General features: G+C 70.3%; 17 protein-coding genes and 1 pseudogene. 8 read left to right on the plus strand and 10 right to left on the minus strand.

Annotated elements, in window-relative coordinates; all coding sequences use genetic code 11:
* The first annotated feature begins 173 nt into the window (after positions 1-173).
* The gene (locus ACOKM3_RS16700) at positions 174-1,430 is read left to right on the plus strand and encodes an MFS transporter (protein ID WP_426901257.1); all 1,257 of its coding nucleotides are present in this window, start codon (positions 174-176) and stop codon (positions 1,428-1,430) included.
* Between the two features lie 45 nt (positions 1,431-1,475).
* Here the strand turns inward: ACOKM3_RS16700 and ACOKM3_RS16705 are convergent, their stop codons facing one another.
* A complete protein-coding gene (locus ACOKM3_RS16705) occupies positions 1,476-2,060 on the minus strand; it encodes a suppressor of fused domain protein (protein WP_327661706.1) in 585 nt (194 codons plus the stop codon).
* 498 nt (positions 2,061-2,558) lie between these two features.
* Between ACOKM3_RS16705 and ACOKM3_RS16710 the strand changes: the two genes are divergently transcribed.
* Entirely contained in the window at positions 2,559-3,689 is a 1,131-nt protein-coding gene (locus tag ACOKM3_RS16710) for a magnesium and cobalt transport protein CorA (RefSeq protein WP_426901259.1), read from the plus strand.
* Between the two features lie 22 nt (positions 3,690-3,711).
* Positions 3,712-4,227 (plus strand): hypothetical protein, encoded by a 516-nt coding sequence (locus ACOKM3_RS16715; protein ID WP_426901260.1) that lies wholly within the window; start codon positions 3,712-3,714, stop codon positions 4,225-4,227.
* Positions 4,228-4,382: 155 nt separating this feature from the next.
* On the opposite strand, the gene ACOKM3_RS16720 is transcribed toward ACOKM3_RS16715, so the two are convergent.
* A complete protein-coding gene (locus ACOKM3_RS16720; RefSeq protein ID WP_426906811.1) occupies positions 4,383-5,078 on the minus strand; it encodes a hypothetical protein in 696 nt (231 codons plus the stop codon).
* 247 nt (positions 5,079-5,325) lie between these two features.
* On the opposite strand from ACOKM3_RS16720, the gene ACOKM3_RS16725 reads away from it, so the two are divergent.
* From ACOKM3_RS16725 to ACOKM3_RS16735, 3 genes are read left to right on the plus strand one after another with little or no spacing between them, the layout of a single operon-like run.
* Entirely contained in the window at positions 5,326-6,609 is a 1,284-nt protein-coding gene (locus ACOKM3_RS16725; protein ID WP_426901262.1) for a magnesium transporter MgtE N-terminal domain-containing protein, read from the plus strand.
* The gene (locus ACOKM3_RS16730; RefSeq protein ID WP_426901264.1) at positions 6,599-7,168 is read left to right on the plus strand and encodes a DUF1003 domain-containing protein; all 570 of its coding nucleotides are present in this window, start codon (positions 6,599-6,601) and stop codon (positions 7,166-7,168) included. Before ACOKM3_RS16725 ends, ACOKM3_RS16730 begins: the two co-directional genes overlap by 11 nt.
* A gap of 44 nt (positions 7,169-7,212) precedes the next feature.
* Positions 7,213-8,346: an Mrp/NBP35 family ATP-binding protein gene (locus ACOKM3_RS16735; protein ID WP_426901266.1), complete on the plus strand. Its 1,134-nt coding sequence runs from the start codon at positions 7,213-7,215 to the stop codon at positions 8,344-8,346.
* Positions 8,347-8,409: 63 nt separating this feature from the next.
* Here ACOKM3_RS16735 and ACOKM3_RS16740 read toward each other — a convergent pair whose 3' ends face one another.
* The 5 genes and pseudogenes from ACOKM3_RS16740 to sigE form a co-directional block, all read right to left on the minus strand.
* Positions 8,410-9,081: a hypothetical protein gene (locus ACOKM3_RS16740; RefSeq protein ID WP_426901268.1), complete on the minus strand. Its 672-nt coding sequence runs from the start codon at positions 9,079-9,081 to the stop codon at positions 8,410-8,412.
* 206 nt (positions 9,082-9,287) lie between these two features.
* On the minus strand, positions 9,288-9,767 hold the full coding sequence (locus ACOKM3_RS16745; protein WP_426901270.1) for a sec-independent translocase: 480 nt from the start codon (positions 9,765-9,767) through the stop codon (positions 9,288-9,290).
* A gap of 211 nt (positions 9,768-9,978) precedes the next feature.
* Positions 9,979-11,073 (minus strand): annotated as a pseudogene (locus ACOKM3_RS16750) (S1C family serine protease); the annotation flags it as partial.
* Between the two features lie 300 nt (positions 11,074-11,373).
* Positions 11,374-12,372, minus strand: coding sequence for an anti-sigma factor family protein (locus ACOKM3_RS16755; protein WP_426901272.1), 999 nt, complete (start codon positions 12,370-12,372; stop codon positions 11,374-11,376).
* Positions 12,369-13,154: an RNA polymerase sigma factor SigE gene (gene sigE / locus ACOKM3_RS16760; protein WP_426901274.1), complete on the minus strand. Its 786-nt coding sequence runs from the start codon at positions 13,152-13,154 to the stop codon at positions 12,369-12,371. Before sigE ends, ACOKM3_RS16755 begins: the two co-directional genes overlap by 4 nt.
* A gap of 156 nt (positions 13,155-13,310) precedes the next feature.
* Here sigE and ACOKM3_RS16765 point away from each other — a divergent pair, with 156 nt between their 5' ends.
* Positions 13,311-14,009, plus strand: coding sequence for an O-methyltransferase (locus ACOKM3_RS16765; RefSeq protein WP_426906812.1), 699 nt, complete (start codon positions 13,311-13,313; stop codon positions 14,007-14,009).
* A 161-nt stretch (positions 14,010-14,170) separates the two neighbouring features.
* Here ACOKM3_RS16765 and ACOKM3_RS16770 read toward each other — a convergent pair whose 3' ends face one another.
* Complete coding sequence (locus ACOKM3_RS16770) at positions 14,171-14,338, minus strand: DUF3117 domain-containing protein (protein WP_266713770.1); 168 nt, start codon at positions 14,336-14,338, stop codon at positions 14,171-14,173.
* Positions 14,339-14,658: 320 nt separating this feature from the next.
* Between ACOKM3_RS16770 and chcB the strand changes: the two genes are divergently transcribed.
* Entirely contained in the window at positions 14,659-15,462 is an 804-nt protein-coding gene (gene chcB / locus ACOKM3_RS16775; RefSeq protein WP_426901276.1) for a 2-cyclohexenylcarbonyl CoA isomerase, read from the plus strand.
* Positions 15,463-15,479: 17 nt separating this feature from the next.
* Here the strand turns inward: chcB and ACOKM3_RS16780 are convergent, their stop codons facing one another.
* Both ACOKM3_RS16780 and ACOKM3_RS16785 read right to left on the minus strand, forming a co-directional pair.
* Entirely contained in the window at positions 15,480-16,085 is a 606-nt protein-coding gene (locus ACOKM3_RS16780) for a DNA-3-methyladenine glycosylase I (RefSeq protein WP_426901278.1), read from the minus strand.
* Positions 16,082-16,483 (minus strand): DivIVA domain-containing protein, encoded by a 402-nt coding sequence (locus ACOKM3_RS16785; RefSeq protein WP_426901280.1) that lies wholly within the window; start codon positions 16,481-16,483, stop codon positions 16,082-16,084. The genes ACOKM3_RS16780 and ACOKM3_RS16785 overlap by 4 nt, the downstream gene beginning before the upstream one ends.
* Between the last annotated feature and the right edge of the window lie 24 nt (positions 16,484-16,507).

The following is a 16,507-nucleotide window of genomic DNA, read 5'->3' on the forward strand; positions in this document are numbered from 1 at the left end:
AGAGCCCCACGGTCCTCCCCGTCCCGCGCCGCGTCAAGGACGATCACCCGTCCGGAGGGCAGCGCCGTGGCGCGCCCACCAGGACAGATAGATGTAGCTTGCATTAATTAGCTGCTCTAACTTATTATGTGTATACGCCAACGATCCACGTAGGACTCGAAGGAGCAGCAGGCATGAGTCACAGCAGTACAGGGGGTCCCGCCGAAGGGGACACGTTCGACGCAGGGGCGGGCAGCCTCCTGCGTCAACCGAAGGCGGTCTGGGCGACCGCCGGGGCATCCGTCGTCGCCTTCATGGGCATCGGCCTGGTCGACCCGATCCTGCCGTCGATCGCCAAGGGCCTCGAAGCGACACCGAGCCAGGTCTCCCTGCTCTTCACCTCGTACTTCCTGATCACCGCCATCGCCATGCTGGTGACCGGGTTCGTCTCCAGCCGCATCGGCGGCAAGAAGACCCTCCTCGTCGGCCTCGCCCTCGTGGTGATCTTCGCGGCGCTCGCCGGCACGTCCGGTTCCGTCGGGGAGCTGGTCGGCTTCCGCGCGGGCTGGGGCCTCGGCAACGCGCTCTTCGTGTCGACCGCGCTGGCGGTCATCGTCGGCGCCGCCGCCGGTGGCAGCGCGGCCGCGATCCTCCTCTACGAGTCCGCACTCGGGCTCGGCATGGCCTGCGGACCGCTCGTCGGCGCGCTGCTCGGCAACGCCAGCTGGCGCTACCCGTTCTTCGGCACGGCCGCGCTGATGGCCATCGGGTTCGTCTGCATCACCGTGTTCCTCAAGGAACAGCCGAAGCCCGCGCAGAAGACCTCGATCCTCGATCCGATCAAGGCGCTCGGCCACGGCGGCCTCGCGTCCGCGGCGATCTCGGCCTTCTTCTACAACTACACGTTCTTCACGGTGCTGGCCTTCACGCCATTCGTGCTGAACATGACCCCGTACAAGTCGGGCGCGGTGTTCTTCGCCTGGGGTGTGCTGCTCGCGCTGTTCTCGGTGATCGTCGCGCCGCGCATGCAGGCCAGGTTCGGCTCGCTCAAGGTGCTCGGCGGTTCGCTCGTGCTGCTCGCCCTGGACGTGCTCGTCCTCGGGTACGGCAGCCACACCGCGGCCATCGTCTGCACGATCCTGTCCGGCGCCTTCATCGGCGTGAACAACACCGTCTACACCGAGCTCGCGCTCGGCGTCTCGGACGCGCCGCGTCCTGTGGCGAGCGCCGGCTACAACTTCGTCCGGTGGTTCGCCGCCGCGGCCGCCCCGTTCTTCGCCCCGAAGATCGAGGAGTGGAGCAACATCCACATCCCGTTCGTGGTCGCCGCGGTCACGGCGGTGCTCGGCGCGGTCGTGGTGTGGGTGCGCAGGAGCGCACTCACCCACGAGGCCGAGGAGCTGGAGCCGAAGCACGCCACCGAGGACAGCGTCTCGGTCTACGCGAACTGACGATCGGTCGACAGAAGCCTGTCGGTCGAGAAGAACAGCAGACGGTCAGTCCAGAGGAACGGACTTGCGCAGCGGATCGCGCAGGTCCGTTCCGCTGTTCAGCCACTTCTCCTGGAGCGCGGCGGCGCCGTGCACCCGCTTCCACGCCGCCTCGTTCGGCGTCATGGGCAGCAGCGGCAGGAACCGTACGGGATCCAGGGGCTCGTCCAGGTCCAGGTCCTCGACCAGGCCGCCCGGCTCCGCGACGAGGGCCGAGGTGAACGGAGCGGCGGGCCACAGCGGTTCGCCGACGTCGAGCGACGCGCCCGGCGCCACGACGATGCCCTCGACCTGCGGGGAGGCCGCGAGGACCGCGAGCGGGCGCAGCACCTTGTCGGTGTCGGCGAGGCCGGCGCGGACGGTGAGGACCAGCTCCGCGCGCGGGCCCTTGACGGGGTCGGCGAGGGCCGCCGTGGGATCGGCCATCGGGGACGCGGACATGCCGAGGGTGGCGTAGCGCACCACGTCGCCATCTGTGAAGCGCAACACCTCGATGCGGTCGGTGCCGAGGAAGGTGACCGCCGCCCGCGCGTCCGGTTCACCCAGGGTTGTCCGGAGTCGCGCTTCCACCAGCGCAAGAACTTCTGCCATCCCGCGAGCATAGATCTCGCGCTCAACGGGTAAGGACGGGGCCCGCTTTCGCCGGTCGGCTGATAGTCTTGGCCGCTGGTCGGGACAACACGCAGCGCGTGTCCGCCGAGGGCCCCCGCGGGCCCGTCGAGAAACCGACCCGTTTCACGTCCCCCACGGGGGACCGGCCGGAGGAGGTGGGGCTGTCATGGATCGAAGTCGACCGTGCAGTACTACCCGTTCTTCCGGCCTGTAGGGCCCAGGGCCTCATCTCACCCGCAGTCAGCTGCACACCGTGCTGGCCGCGCCTGCCGGAAGAGCACTTCGTTCCCCTGATCTCATCGACGTCCCTCCCGGACGTCGCGATCTGAATCAGTCAGCGAAGCCGCCCAGCGTCGGTGCGGTGCTTCCCGCTTTGTGGACGTGCAGCATGTCCCGGTTTCCGGTTGGCCAGGACGTCCTCATTCCGGGTGGTTCCACCCGACGTACGGCGACTCCCGCCCGCGAAGGAGCCTGCCCATGTCGATGATGCGCGACCTGCGAGCCGCCGTCCGTCCCTCGCTGCGCAAGAGCGTCGCCCCGTACGCCAACGAGGCCCGCACCTCGTACGACTTCACCCGTGACACGGCCGCCTGCTCGGCCGTCGTGGACTGCGCCGTGTACCGGGACGGGGTCCGCGTCCCGTCCTCCGAGTGCCTCACGCCCGGCGGCGCCAAGCACCAGGTGCGGCGCGACGGCGGCTTCGCCTGGATCGGTCTGCACGAGCCGACCGAGGAGGAATTCGCCGGTATCGCCGCCGAGTTCGGGCTGCACCCGCTCGCCGTCGAGGACGCCGTCCACGCCCACCAGCGGCCCAAGCTGGAGCGTTACGACGACACGCTGTTCACCGTCTTCAAGACCATCCACTACGTCGAGCACGCCGAACTCACCGCCACCAGCGAGATCGTGGAGTCCGGCGAGGTCATGTGCTTCACCGGCCGGGACTTCTTCATCACGGTCCGGCACGGCGGCCAGGGCTCGCTGCGCGCGCTGCGGCACCGGCTCCAGGACGACCCCGAGCTGCTCGCCAAGGGCCCGAGCGCCGTGCTGCACACGATCGCCGACCACGTCGTCGACGGATACCTGGCCGTGGCCGACGCGATGCAGGACGACATCGACGAGGTCGAGACCGAGGTCTTCTCGCAGCCCGGCAAGGGCTCCCCGCGCGGCTCGGACGCGGGCCGGATCTACCAACTCAAGCGCGAGGTACTGGAGTTCAAGCGGGCCGTCGCCCCGCTGCGGCGCCCGCTGCAGCTGCTCAGCGAGCGGCCCATGCGGCTGATCGACCCGGACATCCAGAAGTACTTCCGGGACGTCGCCGACCACTTGGAGCGCGTACAGGAGCAGGTCATCGGCTTCGACGAGCTGCTGAACTCGATCCTCCAGGCCAATCTGGCGCAGGCCTCCGTCGCCCAGAACGAGGACATGCGCAAGATCACCTCGTGGGCCGCGATCATCGCCGTACCGACGATGGTGTGCGGGGTGTACGGCATGAACTTCAAGTACATGCCGGAGCTGCACTGGCGGTTCGGCTATCCGATGGTGCTCGCGCTCATCGGCGGCGTCTGCTTCACGATCCACCGGACGCTGAAGCGCAACGGGTGGCTGTGAGCCTCGCGGCTACGCTTTCCGTATGACGACTGCTGAACTGCTCGATGCCGCCCTCGTCGAGGAGGCCACGAAGAAGTCCGGGCTGATCTGGGTGCGCGGGAGCCGGGGCGTGGAGCGGGCCCTGTGGCATGTGTGGCACGAGGGTGCGGCGTGCCTCGTCGGCGACGGGCCCGGGGAGCAGCCGCTGCCCGACCTCGTCGACGGCGGCACGGCCGTTGTCACCGTGCGCAGCAAGGACAAGGGCGGGCGGCTCGTGGGCTGGCGGGCGACGGTGGTCGAGCTGGCGGCGGGTACGGAGGCGTACGGCTCCGTCGTGGGTGAGCTGAAGGGGAAGCGGCTCAACGCGCCCGACGCGGAGACCATGTTGGACCGGTGGGCGCGGGAGTGCCGTGTGGTGCGGCTCGAGCCGGTGGGCGGGCCTACGGAGCCGGTGGCCCACGGGTCGTTGGCGGCGCCTCCTGTGGGCTCGCCCGCGATCACCCGGAATGCCGTGCCGGCCGGGCTGCCCAAGTTGCTCGCGCGGCGGAAGCGGCGTTGACGCCTCGGGGCTCCGCCCCGGACCCCGCGCCTCAAACGCCGGCGGGGCTTAAATTGCTCAAACGCCGGCGGGGCTCAAATGGCTCGGCCGACGGCGGGGCTTGAAAGGCTCGGCCGACGGCGGGGCTTGAAAGGCTCAATGGACCCCGAAGCGGGTTATCCCGGCAGCGCCTGCCCATAGTCGACCGTTTCTGTGGACTTGGGTTCCCGGAGGGTGAAGTCGGTGCCCCAGTCGCTGAGTTGGATGGTGCCTGCGCCCCCTGCGCGCTCCAGGCGCATCGGGTACGCGCCGCCCTCCAGGGACACATCGAGCGTGCCGCCCGCGCCCTTGTCGCCGGTCAGCTCGACCGTGCGGACGCCGCCCGCCCGGCCGCGCTCGCCCTTCGCGAGCGTGCCGTGCAGCGTGAGCAGGCCGTCGAGCAGCACTCCCTTGTCGGTGAACGTGCTCAGCCGCTGGTAGGCCGGGTCGCCCTTCGGCACCCGCACGTACTTGCCGTCGAGCTTCTGCGCGGCGTTGCCCGAACCGTGCCCCTCCTTGCCGTCCTCGGAGTGCGTCCAGAAACCCGCGCCCGCCTTGAGGTACAGGTGGTCGCCGACCCGCAGCAGCCCGAACGTGCCGCCGCCGGTGCTCACCGACCCCGTGCCGCCGTCGCCCTTCAGCCGCATGTCCAGCTTGTACGTCTTCTTGTTGACGACCACCGTGCCGGCGACGTGCACCGCGTCCGCGCCGCGGGCCGCCTTGACCGTACGGGACTGGATCTTGGCCGGGGTCAGCTTGCCGACCCCGTTCGTCCCCGCGTCGGGGTCCTCCTCGCCGCATGCCGCGAGGCCCACCGCGAGCCCCGTGCACATCACGCCCACCACGAGTGTCCTGCGGGTACGACGGGTGAGGGGGCGCAGGGTCACGGGCGGACTACCTCTCGTACGGCAGCTGGGTGTGTGCAGGTACGGCAGCGTACCCCCGCGATCTGCGGTTACCCGCCCGGGTCGGGTGGCCGATGCGCAAAGGCGCGGGGAACGGGTAGCGGCTAGCCTGGGCGAGAAATTGCCTGCATATCCGGACGAATGCGAAGGAAAGCGGAAGGAGGCGCGCGACGGTATGGCTGGAGGCGCTCCCCGGATCTTCGTGTCGCACCTCGCCGGCATCGCCGTCTTCGATCCGAACGGTGATCAGGTGGGCCGGGTGCGGGACCTGGTGGCGATGTTGCGCGTGAGCCGCAGACCGCCGCGGCTGCTCGGCCTCGTCGTCGAGCTGTCGACCCGGCGGCGCATCTTCCTGCCGATGACCCGTGTCACAGGGATCGAGTCGGGCCAGGTCATCACCACGGGGGTGCTCAACGTCCGGCGCTTCGAACAGCGACCCACGGAACGCCTCGTGCTCGGCGAGATGCTCGACCGGCGCGTACGGCTCGTGGAGACCGGCGAGGAGGTCACCGTCCTCGACGTCTCCATCCAGCAGCTGCCCGCGCGCCGCGACTGGGAGATCGACCGGGTCTTCGTACGGAAGAACTCCTCGAAGCGCGGCGCCTTCCGGCGCGCCAAGGGAGAGGCGATCACCGTCGACTGGTCGGGCGTCGACGGCTTCAACCTGGAGGAGCACGGACAGGGCGCGGAGAGCCTGCTCGCCACGTTCGAACAGCTGCGCCCCGCGGACCTCGCCAACGTGCTGCACCACCTCTCCCCCAAGCGCCGCGCGGAGGTCGCCGCCGCGCTCACCAACGAACGCCTGGCCGACGTCCTGGAGGAGCTTCCGGAGGACGACCAGATCGAGGTGCTCGGCAAGCTGAAGGAGGAGCGCGCCGCCGACGTCCTGGAGGAGATGGACCCGGACGACGCCGCCGACCTCCTCGGCGAACTCCCCGAGGACGACAAGGAACGCCTCCTCGACCTGATGAAGCCCAGCGAGGCGGCCGACGTGCGTCGCCTCATGGCGTACGAGGACCGGACCGCGGGCGGCCTGATGACGACCGAGCCGATCGTGCTGCGCCCCGACTCGACGGTCGCGGACGCCCTCGCCCGCATCCGCAACCCCGACCTGTCCCCCGCGCTCGCCGCACAGGTGTACGTGTGCCGGCCGCCGGACGAGACACCGACCGGCAAGTACCTGGGCACGATCCACTTCCAGCGGCTGCTGCGCGATCCGCCGTACACGATGGTCAGCTCGATCCTCGACGAGGATCTGCAGGCCCTGTCCCCGGAGGCCCAACTGCCGGAGATCGCCGGGTTCTTCGCGACGTACGACATGGTGGCCGCGCCCGTCGTCGACGACAGCGGCTCGCTGCTCGGCGCCGTGACCGTGGACGACGTACTGGACCACATGCTTCCCGACGACTGGCGCGAACAGGAATTTCACCTGTCAGGGGAGGTGAACCATGCCGACTGAGGAACGCGAGCGCGACGCCCCGCGCAGGCCGCGCATCCGGCTCGACCAGCCGCGCGCGCCGAAGCGCAAGCTGATCCCCGATTACGACCCCGAGGCCTTCGGCAGGCTCTCGGAACGGATCGCACGCTTCCTGGGGACGGGCCGGTTCATCGTCTGGATGACGGTGATCATCATCGTGTGGGTGGTGTGGAACATCGTCGCGCCGCCCGATCTGCGCTTCGACGAGTACCCGTTCATCTTCCTGACGCTGATGCTGTCGCTGCAGGCCTCGTACGCCGCCCCGCTGATCCTGCTCGCGCAGAACCGGCAGGACGACCGCGACCGGGTCAATCTCGAACAGGACCGCAAGCAGAACGAGCGCTCCATCGCCGACACCGAGTATCTGAGCCGCGAGATGGCGGCCCTGCGGATCGGCCTCGGCGAGGTCGCGACACGCGACTGGATCCGCTCCGAGCTGCAGGACCTCGTCAAGGAACTGGAGGAGCAGCGGCACTCCGCCCCGGACTCCGGGGTATTCCCCGCGGAGCGTGAGCGGGGACGTGACGTAGACGACCGCTGACAGGGCTTTCCGGGTGCGGGTTACCCCGCCGTAGACTCGGGTGCATGGCTACGGAAGACGCGGTGCGCGAGGCACTCGCGACAGTGAACGACCCCGAGATCCACCGTCCCATCACCGAGTTGGGGATGGTCAAATCGGTGGACATCGGTGCGGACGGAGTCGTCGCGGTCACCGTGTATCTGACCGTCTCTGGCTGCCCGATGCGCTCGACGATCGAGAACAACGTGCGCGAGGCCGTCGCCCGCGTCGACGGCGTGACCGATGTGCAGGTCACCCTCGACGTGATGAGCGACGAGCAGCGCAAGGAGCTGGCAACGGCGCTGCGCGGCGGCACCGCCGAGCGCGAGGTCCCGTTCGCCAAGCCGGGCTCGCTGACCCGCGTGTACGCGGTGGCCTCCGGCAAGGGCGGCGTCGGCAAGTCCTCGGTGACCGTGAACCTGGCGGCCGCGATGGCCGCCGACGGGCTGAAGGTCGGCGTCGTCGACGCGGACATCTACGGGCACAGCGTGCCGCGCATGCTGGGCGCCGAGGGCAAGCCCACCCAGGTCGAAGACATGATCATGCCGCCGTCGGCGAACGGCGTGAAGGTCATCTCGATCGGCATGTTCACGCCGGGCAACGCGCCGGTCGTGTGGCGCGGCCCGATGCTGCACCGCGCGCTCCAGCAGTTCCTGGCGGACGTGTTCTGGGGCGACCTGGACGTGCTCCTGCTCGACCTGCCGCCGGGCACCGGCGACATCGCCATCTCGATCGCCCAGCTGGTGCCGAACGCCGAGATCCTGGTCGTCACCACGCCGCAGCAGGCCGCCGCCGAGGTCGCCGAGCGGGCCGGCTCGATCGCCGTGCAGACCCACCAGAAGATCGTCGGCGTCGTCGAGAACATGTCCGGGCTGCCCTGCCCGCACTGCGACGAGATGGTCGACGTGTTCGGCACGGGCGGCGGCAAGCTGGTCGCCGAGGGCCTGACGAGGACCACGGGCGCGGAGGTGCCGGTGCTCGGCTCCATCCCCATCGACGTACGCCTGCGCGAGGGCGGCGACGAGGGCAAGCCGATCGTGCTGACCGACCCGGACTCACCCGCGGGCTCCGCGCTGCGCGGGATCGCGGACAAGCTCGGCGGGCGCCAGCGCGGCCTGTCGGGGATGTCCCTGGGGATCACGCCGCGCAATAAGTTCTGACGTCCCGTCCGACGCCTTGAGAGAACGGCGGGCCGCCCATTTCGGGCGGCCCGCCGTTCTTCGTCACGCGTCCGGTTCCGGTTCCAGCGCCGTGATGTCCTTCACGACCGAGAACCCGAGCCCGTACGCGCTCATGCCCCGCCCGTACGCACCCAGGTGCACCCCGGCCTGCGTGGAGCCCGCGAGCACCCAGCCGTACTCGGACTCCCGGTAGTGGAACGGGGTCGGCACCCCGTCCACCGGCAGCGTCAGCGTCGCCCAGTCCTCGGACGCGAGATCGTCCGCGAGCACCCACGCCGTCTCGGTCTGCTGCTCCAGCCAGTCGTCGCGCAGCGTGTGGTCCATCTGCACGGGCCAGGTGTAGGAGAGCAGCCCGACGCCGGCGAGCCAGGCCGCCGAGGAGACCGACGTGGCCTCCAGGACGCCGGTGCCGTCGGCGGTGCGCCGTACCGGATTGGCGGCGACGGTCACCACGACCGCGAACCGCTCGGTGTCTTCCGTGAGCTCGCTGCGTACGGAGGGCTCGTCACCGTGCCCGATCGAACCGTGCTCGACGGAACCGTCCGCCGTGGTGCCGACCTGCATCAGCCAGCGCGGTCCCGTGAAGGCCTCGTCGAGGCCGTACCACGGGAAGGGCGCCAGCAGGTAGCCGTCGACCGTGCGCCGGGCCGTGAGAGCCTCGCCGGCCCCCTCGGTGGCCGGCGCCTGCGCGCCTACCCGACTCGTCGTCTCCATGTACCCGGCCGCCTCCTCGCTCAGTTACGGACCGGCGCGGCCCGCCCCCCTCGGGCGTTCTCACGTCCGGTCCGCGCAACAAGAAGGCAGGATGCCACACCGGGTCCGCGGGGCCCGGTTTCGTCAGGCGTGGTTCAGCCGTGTTCGGGGTGGTTCGAGAGGGTTCGGAACGCGGGGTTCGGATCGCGGGTTCAGGTCGCGGTGGTTCAGGTCGCGTCCGCGTCGAAGGGCGGCGGATCGATGGCGGCCGGCTTCTCGGACTTCTCGGGACGCTTCTGCATGTCGACGGCCTCGGGCCGCTTCTGCATGTCCACGCTGCCGCCGCCGCCCGAGCGGCTCGACGATCCGGAGTCCTCCAGCTCACCGACGGTGTGCACCGCGTCGGAGACGTCGGCCATCTCCTTCTTCAGGTCGAACCCGTTGCGAATCTCCTTGAGCCCCAGCTCGTCGCTGTCCAACTGCTTGCGGATGAACGTCTTGGGGTTCAGGTCCTCGAACTCGAAGTCCTTGAACTCCGGGCCCAGTTCGTCCCGGATGTCCTGCTTCGCACTGTCCGAGAACTCCCGGATCTTACGGATAGTGCGTGAAACGTCCTGAATGACCTTCGGGAGTTTGTCGGGGCCGAATACGAGAACGGCCAGCACGACGATCGTCACGACCTCCAGCGGGCCAATATCGTTGAACACCTTGCACTCCTAGCGTGTCCTCGGCCCGCGGTCGAACATCAGCAGCAGGTCTTCGGCAGGGTCCGGCAGCGGACCCGGTCCACGGTACCCGGCCCACCTGTCCATTCGGTAGCCACCGGGGAACCTCCAGGATCGCGCATCCCGCGCCATACCCGGTCAAGAGCCGGTCAGCCGCCGGTCAGGGGACAGTCAGGGATGGGCCGGAATCCGCTCAGCCGCCGTCGGCGGAACCGAGAACGAGCGACATCTCCCGTTCCTTTCCGCCCCGTTCGACCGTGAGGACCAGTTTGTCCTTGGGGCGGTGGGTGCGGATCTTGACGATCAACTCCTCGCCGGAGTGCACGCCGACGCCGTCGACCTCGGTGATCACGTCGCCCGGCTCGATCCCCGCCTTGGCGCCCGGGCCGTCCGGGCTGACGGCCGAGCCGCCGCTGTTGCCCTTCGAGCCGACGCGGGCGCCGTCGCCCGAGAAGTCCATGTCGAGGGTGACCCCGATCACCGGGTGCGTCGCACGCCCGGCGTTGATCAGCTCCTCCGCCACGCGTTTCGCCTGGTTGACCGGGATCGCGAAGCCGAGGCCGATGGAGCCCGACTGCCCCTCGGGCAGCTCCGAACCGCCGGTGTCGGCCGACCGGATCGCGCTGTTGATGCCGATGACGCGGGCCTTCGCATCGACCAGCGGGCCGCCCGAGTTGCCGGGGTTGATGGGCGCGTCGGTCTGCAGCGCGTCCACGTAGCTGACGTCGCTCCCGTCGCCCTTCTCGCCGCCCGCCGTGATCGGCCGGTCCTTGGCGCTGATGATGCCGGAGGTGACCGTGTTCGCCAGGTCGAAGGGGGCGCCGACGGCGACGACGGGGTCGCCCACCTGCACGTTCTCGGAGTTGCCGAGGGGCAGCGGCTTGAGCCCCCGCACCCCGGACACCTTGATCACGGCGAGGTCGTAGCCGCTGTCGTGCCCGACCAGATCGGCCCGGGCGCTCTCACCGCTGGAGAACGTGACCGATATCTCACCGTCGGAGTCGGCCGACGACACGACGTGGTTGTTCGTGAGGATGTGCCCCCGGCCGTCGAGTACGAGGCCGGTGCCGGTGCCCTCCTCCGACGAACCCGCGGTGTGGATGGTCACGACGCCGGGCAGGGTGCGCGCCGCGATACCGGCCACGCTGTCGGGGTCCCGGTGCTTGGACTCGGCGCCGGCCTGCGGCAGTTGGATGTTCGCCCCGACCCCGGTCCGCTCCACATACGACCCGACGGCCCCACCGATGCCCCCGGCGACCAGAGCAATCACCACACCCCCCAGCACGAGCCTGCGCCTCCGCCGGGGCGGTGCGGGCCCGAAGTCCGGCTGGTGCCAGGGGCCGGAGTGGGGCATTTCAAGCCCCTGCGGCGATTGAGCAGCGGGGTCCGGGGCGGAGCCCCGTGACGTGGGAACGGTCGACCGCCCCGACACCTCACCCGTGGGATTCCCCTCGTCCATGCCGCCGCTCTCCCCAAGCCTGGCCCACGGCACCGCACCGCCGGCTCCCACGCGCGCGACCCGGATCAGCACCCGACGCACCGCCTCACCTGGATTCAACCAGGTTCGACGGCGCGGGCGCAGAGTGTGTCAGCGCAGCGACGAAGGACGGGACGACGCGGTCGGCGAGGATGCCGAGGCGGCGGTCAGGCCGGACCCTGTCGCCCCGAAGGAGGTGCCGTCGGACGAGACCGAGGGCGGGACGGTGGGCCGCGGCGCGTACGAGACCGCGACGGCGGGGGCGGCGGGACGTATGAGAGGCGACATACGGGCCGCACCGGCCAGCAGCGGCGTCGAGAACGGATAGCCCGCGCTCTCCGCGTGGCCCCCGCCGGGCAGCAGCGGCGCACCCGCCTCGGTCGGCGATACGGGCGCCGCGAGGGCGCCCCCGCGCTGGCCGAGCGGCGAGGGGTTCGTCCGGCGGCGCTGCGTGTCCGACGCCGAGGCGGCACCGGCCTGCTGGCTGCGCAGCGGCGTGGCATTGCTGCCGGAGCCGCCACCACGCGCGTCGGTGCTGTCGATCGGGGCCGCCGTCGTGACCCCGCCGAGGGCGATCGCGGCGAGCGACACCGCACCGGCCGCGGCGAACGCGAAGCGGCGGGACCGCGAGGCCCGGTCGCTCTCGTGCCGGTCGGGACGGGTCACTTCGTGGATGCGGAAGCCGCGCTGGTCGCTGGGGAGGACGGCGGCGTGCGCGCCGGACGGCGCGTAGCCGAAGGGCTCCGCGTCTACGTCGAAGACTCCCTGGCCGAAGCCCCGGATCCCGCCGAGGGGTCGGCCACTGCCGAATCCGCCTCCCCCGAACGGTGGCGAGCCACCGTCGGCGTCACCTCCCGCGGGCAGCCCCTGGAGGCGGGCGAGAAAGCTCTCGGAGGGCGGCGGCGGAGCCGCCTGCGCGAAGACACTCTTGAGGCGGCGCTGGGCGTCGGCCTCGGCCTTGCATTTGGCACAGGTCGCCAGGTGCGCGAGGACGCGCTCACGGGCATCGTGATCCAACTCGCCGTCGACCAGGGCGGCCAGCCTGTCCCCCAGGTGTTCGTCGGCCGCGGTCTGTTGGCGTTCGGCAGGATTGAGACGTGATCCACTCACGCGGTCGCGCCCCCTCCTCCGAGGATGGGAAAGGCGCCCGTCCCACCGGCTGTCGCGAGCGTGCGGCGCTCCTTGCGGGCCTCGGGCGAGCGGTGCTGCAGCGCCTTGCGCAGCTGCGAGCGGCCGCGGTGGATACGGCTGCGGACCGTGCCCAGCTTCACGCCGAGGGTCGCGGCGATCTCCTCGTAGGAGAGCCCCTCGATGTCGCACAGGACGACGGCGGCGCGGAACTCGGGCGCGAGGGTGTCCAGCGCCTGCTGGACGTCGGCGTCGAAGTGCGCGTCGTTGAACACCTGCTGCGGCGACGGTTCTCTGCTGGGCAGCCGCTCGGCGGCGTCGTCACCCAGCGCGTCGAAGCGGATGCGCTGCTTGCGACGGACCATGTCGAGGAACAGGTTCGTGGTGATGCGGTGCAGCCAGCCCTCGAAGGTGCCGGGCGTGTACGTCGAGAGCGAACGGAAGACGCGGACGAAGACCTCCTGCGTGAGGTCCTCTGCGTCGTGCTGGTTCCCCGTCAGGCGGTAGGCGAGACGGTAGACGCGGCCACTGTGCGTGCTGACGATCTCCTCCCACGAGGGGGGAGTCCACGCCTGCGATTCCGCATCGGCGGCAAAGGTCGCGGTCTGCGCGGAGTCAACGGTGCGGATTCGGTCAGCGGTGTTGGTCACGGATTTCGGCTCACCCGCCGACCTGAGCAGACGCCGAAGCCGTCCCCTCCGATCCACAGGCGCAGCCGCACCTCCCCTATCGGCTCTGGTGGTGTCCAGTGGAGCACCTACCATAACCACTCCGTCCGTTAGCTCCGGATAAGGTTTTTTACTCAGATTTGCCGGTCGGTTCCCGACCGCCGCCCGCACGGCTGCCGCCATCGCGTTCTCCCCCGCAGTTCCCCTTGTCCAGCCTGCTCTTTCCCCCTGCCACTTCAAACGCGCGGTCCCATCTGCGAGTTCCCGCCACCAACGGATAAAGTCACGCGCAGGCATCCACGGGGACGGGAGAGGGCCATTACCGGCAACCGGCAGACGAGTTGGGCGTTCGCCGACGCCTTTGTCGCCGAGGACGACGCGACTCGCTGGGCTCGTGACCGGGCCCGCGAGGCAGGGCTGTGCCCGGTGTCCCCCGGCGCGGGCGCGACGTTGGGGATGCTCGCTGCCACGGTAGGGGCGAAGGCCGTCGCCGAGATCGGTACGGGCACGGGCGTGTCCGGGGTCCACTTGCTGCACGGGATGCGGCCGGACGGCGTCCTCACCACGGTCGATCCCGAGCCGGAGCGGCAGCAGTTCGCGCGCCAGGCGTTCCGCGCGGCCGGCTTCGCCAGCAACCGGGCCCGGTTCATCCCCGGCCGCGCCCTCGAGGTGCTGCCGCGGCTCGCCGACAGCGGGTACGACCTGGTGTTCTGCGATGGTGACCGGCTGGAGTGCCTCGACTACCTCGCTGAATCGTTGCGCCTGCTCCGGCCCGGTGGCCTGGTCGTCTTCCAGGGGGTCCTCGCCGAGGGGCGGACCGTCGACGCGGGGCCGCAGCCGGTGGAGGTGCTGCGCCAGCGCGAATTGCTGCGGGCCGTGCGGGAGAGCCCCGAGCTGGTGGCCTCGGTGCTGCCGGTCGGCGACGGGCTACTCTGCGCCGTCAAGCGCTGAGGCGGGCGGGGCGGCGACACCCGGCCCCACCTGCCACTACACATACGACTGCCCCGGCATCAAATGTGTGCCGGGGCAGTCGAAAAGGTATGGTCGCTCGCGCGTCGGCCGACGGCCGGTCCAGCCCCACCTCCGGGGAACGGACGCGGACGCAGAAGGTGTCAGCCCACTACCTTCTTCAGTTCGTCACCGAGGGCACTGGCCTCGTCCGGCGTCAGCTCAACCACGAGCCGACCGCCGCCTTCGAGCGGAACGCGCATGACGATGCCCCGCCCCTCCTTTGTCACCTCGAGCGGGCCGTCACCCGTCCGCGGCTTCATGGCCGCCATGCTCGTTCCCCTTCCTGAAACCAGCTCATCGTCAGCCGACGGCCCTCTGGGTGGGCACACGTCACCGGCATCGAACACATTGCTTCCAGGCCATTATCCCGCATCGCGGGACCCGATGACCAACATCGGTCGGCATCGCTTGCGCAACGCGCTTGACCAAAACCACTCAATTCGGGGATCCGACTGCGATACTGCGCCATCTTCGGACCCAAGCCGACGCGAATTCGTTAGACGCAGGTCACATGCCGAGGGCATTCCATGGGCCGTGATCTACGTCATGCTGAGCACGGACGACTGAGCGACCGCATAGGAGGAGTCCCATGGCCGACACCGTGCTCTACGAGGTGAGCGACGGGCTCGCGACGATCACGCTGAACCGCCCCGAGGCGATGAACGCGATGAACACCGAGGCCAAGGTCGCCCTCCGCGACGCGGTGCAGTCGGCCGCCGAGGACGAGACGGTACGGGCGGTGCTGCTGACGGCGGCCGGCGACCGGGCGTTTTGCGTGGGGCAGGACCTCAAGGAGCACGTCGGCTCGCTGCTCGCGGACCGGGAGTCCGGCGAGGGCCGCACCATGAACACGGTGCGCGAGCACTACAACCCGATCGTGCGGGCCCTGACCCGGATGCCGAAGCCCGTGGTGGCCGCGGTGAACGGCGTGGCGGCCGGCGCCGGATTCGGGTTCGCGCTCTGTGCGGACTACCGGATCGTGGCGGACAGCGCGTCGTTCAACACCTCGTTCGCGGGCGTGGCGCTCACCGCCGACTCCGGGGTCTCCTGGACGCTGCCGCGCCTGATCGGCCCCGGCCGCGCGGCCGACCTGCTGCTCTTCCCGCGCTCCCTGAAGGCTCAGGAGGCGTACGAGCTGGGGATCGCGAACCGGCTGGTGCCCGCCGCCGAACTCGCCGAGGAGGCCCGGAAGCTGGCGCGCACGCTCGCCGAGGGGCCGACCGTCGCCTACGCCGCACTGAAGGAGTCGCTCGCCTTCGCCGGGACCCACTCCCTCGACGAGGCGCTCGACAAGGAGGACGAGCTGCAGGCCCGGGCCGGCGCTTCCGAGGACCACATGATCGCGGTGCAGGCCTTCATCGCGAAGGAGCGACCCAAGTACCTCGGGCGCTGAGCCGGTTCACACCGGACTCACACCTTCGTATCCGTACGCGCGCGGGACACGCAGTCCGCCAGGTGGTCGTTGACCAGCCCGCACGCCTGCATCAGCGCGTACGCGGTCGTCGGGCCGACGAAGCGCAGGCCGCGCTTCTTCAGCTCCTTGGAGAGCGCCTTCGACTCGTCGGTGATCGCCGCCACGTCGCCGAGCACCTTCGGGGCCGGGCGGGTGGCGGCGTCCGGCGCGAACGACCAGATCAGCTTGTCCAGCTCGCCGGGCGACCAGTCCACGAGCACGCGCGCGTTGCCCAGCGTCGCGTCGATCTTGGCCCGGTTGCGGATGATGCCGGTGTCGGCGAGCAGGCGCTCGCGGTCGGTGTCCGTGAAGGCCGCCACGTCCGCGATCTTGAAACCGGAGAACGCGGCGCGGAAGCCCTCGCGGCGTCTGAGGATCGTGATCCAGGACAGGCCCGACTGGAACGCCTCCAGGGAGAGGCGCTCGAACAGCGCGTCGTCGCCGTGGACCGGGCGGCCCCATTCCTCGTCGTGGTACGCGACGTAGTCCTCGGTCGAAAGGCCCCAGGGGCAGCGCGGCTTTCCGTCCGGTCCCGGGACGGCGCCTCCTGTCGGCTCGCTCACCGGAACCCCTCCCCCGTCTCGTATCCGAACCCGTAGTCACCAGGTGGCGCGTAGCCCGTGTCCGGGCCCCGCTCGGTCGGCTGCGGTCCCGCCCGGGTGTGGGCCGAGGTGAGGGCGGCCTCCAGCTCCGTGATGCGCGCGTCCCGCTCGGCCAGTTCGGCCCCGAGGCGGTTCAGCGCGTCGTCCACCTCCGCCATCCGGTAGCCGCGCACCGCCGTGGGCAGCCGGAGGGCGTCCAGGTCGGCGGGGTCCAGGGGGCGGTCGGGCGGCAGCGGGTCCGCGTAGAACTGGGACGGCTCGTCGCGCAGCGTGCCGCTGTCGCCGCCGCCGATGACCGCGAACGTCACCGCCGCGATCACCACGACCAGCGCGGCGACCAGAAACAAGAACATGACCATGTCTGCCGTCCCCTGCTTCGACCG

The sequence above is a fragment of the Streptomyces nidicola genome (genome assembly GCF_050106155.1).
Lineage (GTDB): Bacteria > Actinomycetota > Actinomycetes > Streptomycetales > Streptomycetaceae > Streptomyces.

What these genes read in the sequence shown, in the direction of transcription:
- ACOKM3_RS16710 (WP_426901259.1), top strand. Translation starts at nt 2,559, where the DNA reads ATGTCGATGATGCGCGACCTGCGAGCCGCCGTCCGTCCCTCGCTGCGC.
- ACOKM3_RS16785 (WP_426901280.1), bottom strand. Translation starts at nt 16,483, where the DNA reads ATGGTCATGTTCTTGTTTCTGGTCGCCGCGCTGGTCGTGGTGATCGCG.
- chcB (WP_426901276.1), top strand. Translation starts at nt 14,659, where the DNA reads ATGGCCGACACCGTGCTCTACGAGGTGAGCGACGGGCTCGCGACGATC.
- ACOKM3_RS16720 (WP_426906811.1), bottom strand. Translation starts at nt 5,078, where the DNA reads ATGTGCACGGGGCTCGCGGTGGGCCTCGCGGCATGCGGCGAGGAGGAC.
- ACOKM3_RS16700 (WP_426901257.1), top strand. Translation starts at nt 174, where the DNA reads ATGAGTCACAGCAGTACAGGGGGTCCCGCCGAAGGGGACACGTTCGAC.
- ACOKM3_RS16735 (WP_426901266.1), top strand. Translation starts at nt 7,213, where the DNA reads ATGGCTACGGAAGACGCGGTGCGCGAGGCACTCGCGACAGTGAACGAC.
- ACOKM3_RS16730 (WP_426901264.1), top strand. Translation starts at nt 6,599, where the DNA reads ATGCCGACTGAGGAACGCGAGCGCGACGCCCCGCGCAGGCCGCGCATC.
- ACOKM3_RS16705 (WP_327661706.1), bottom strand. Translation starts at nt 2,060, where the DNA reads ATGGCAGAAGTTCTTGCGCTGGTGGAAGCGCGACTCCGGACAACCCTG.
- ACOKM3_RS16770 (WP_266713770.1), bottom strand. Translation starts at nt 14,338, where the DNA reads ATGGCGGCCATGAAGCCGCGGACGGGTGACGGCCCGCTCGAGGTGACA.
- ACOKM3_RS16740 (WP_426901268.1), bottom strand. Translation starts at nt 9,081, where the DNA reads ATGGAGACGACGAGTCGGGTAGGCGCGCAGGCGCCGGCCACCGAGGGG.
- sigE (WP_426901274.1), bottom strand. Translation starts at nt 13,154, where the DNA reads ATGGTAGGTGCTCCACTGGACACCACCAGAGCCGATAGGGGAGGTGCG.
- ACOKM3_RS16715 (WP_426901260.1), top strand. Translation starts at nt 3,712, where the DNA reads ATGACGACTGCTGAACTGCTCGATGCCGCCCTCGTCGAGGAGGCCACG.
- ACOKM3_RS16725 (WP_426901262.1), top strand. Translation starts at nt 5,326, where the DNA reads ATGGCTGGAGGCGCTCCCCGGATCTTCGTGTCGCACCTCGCCGGCATC.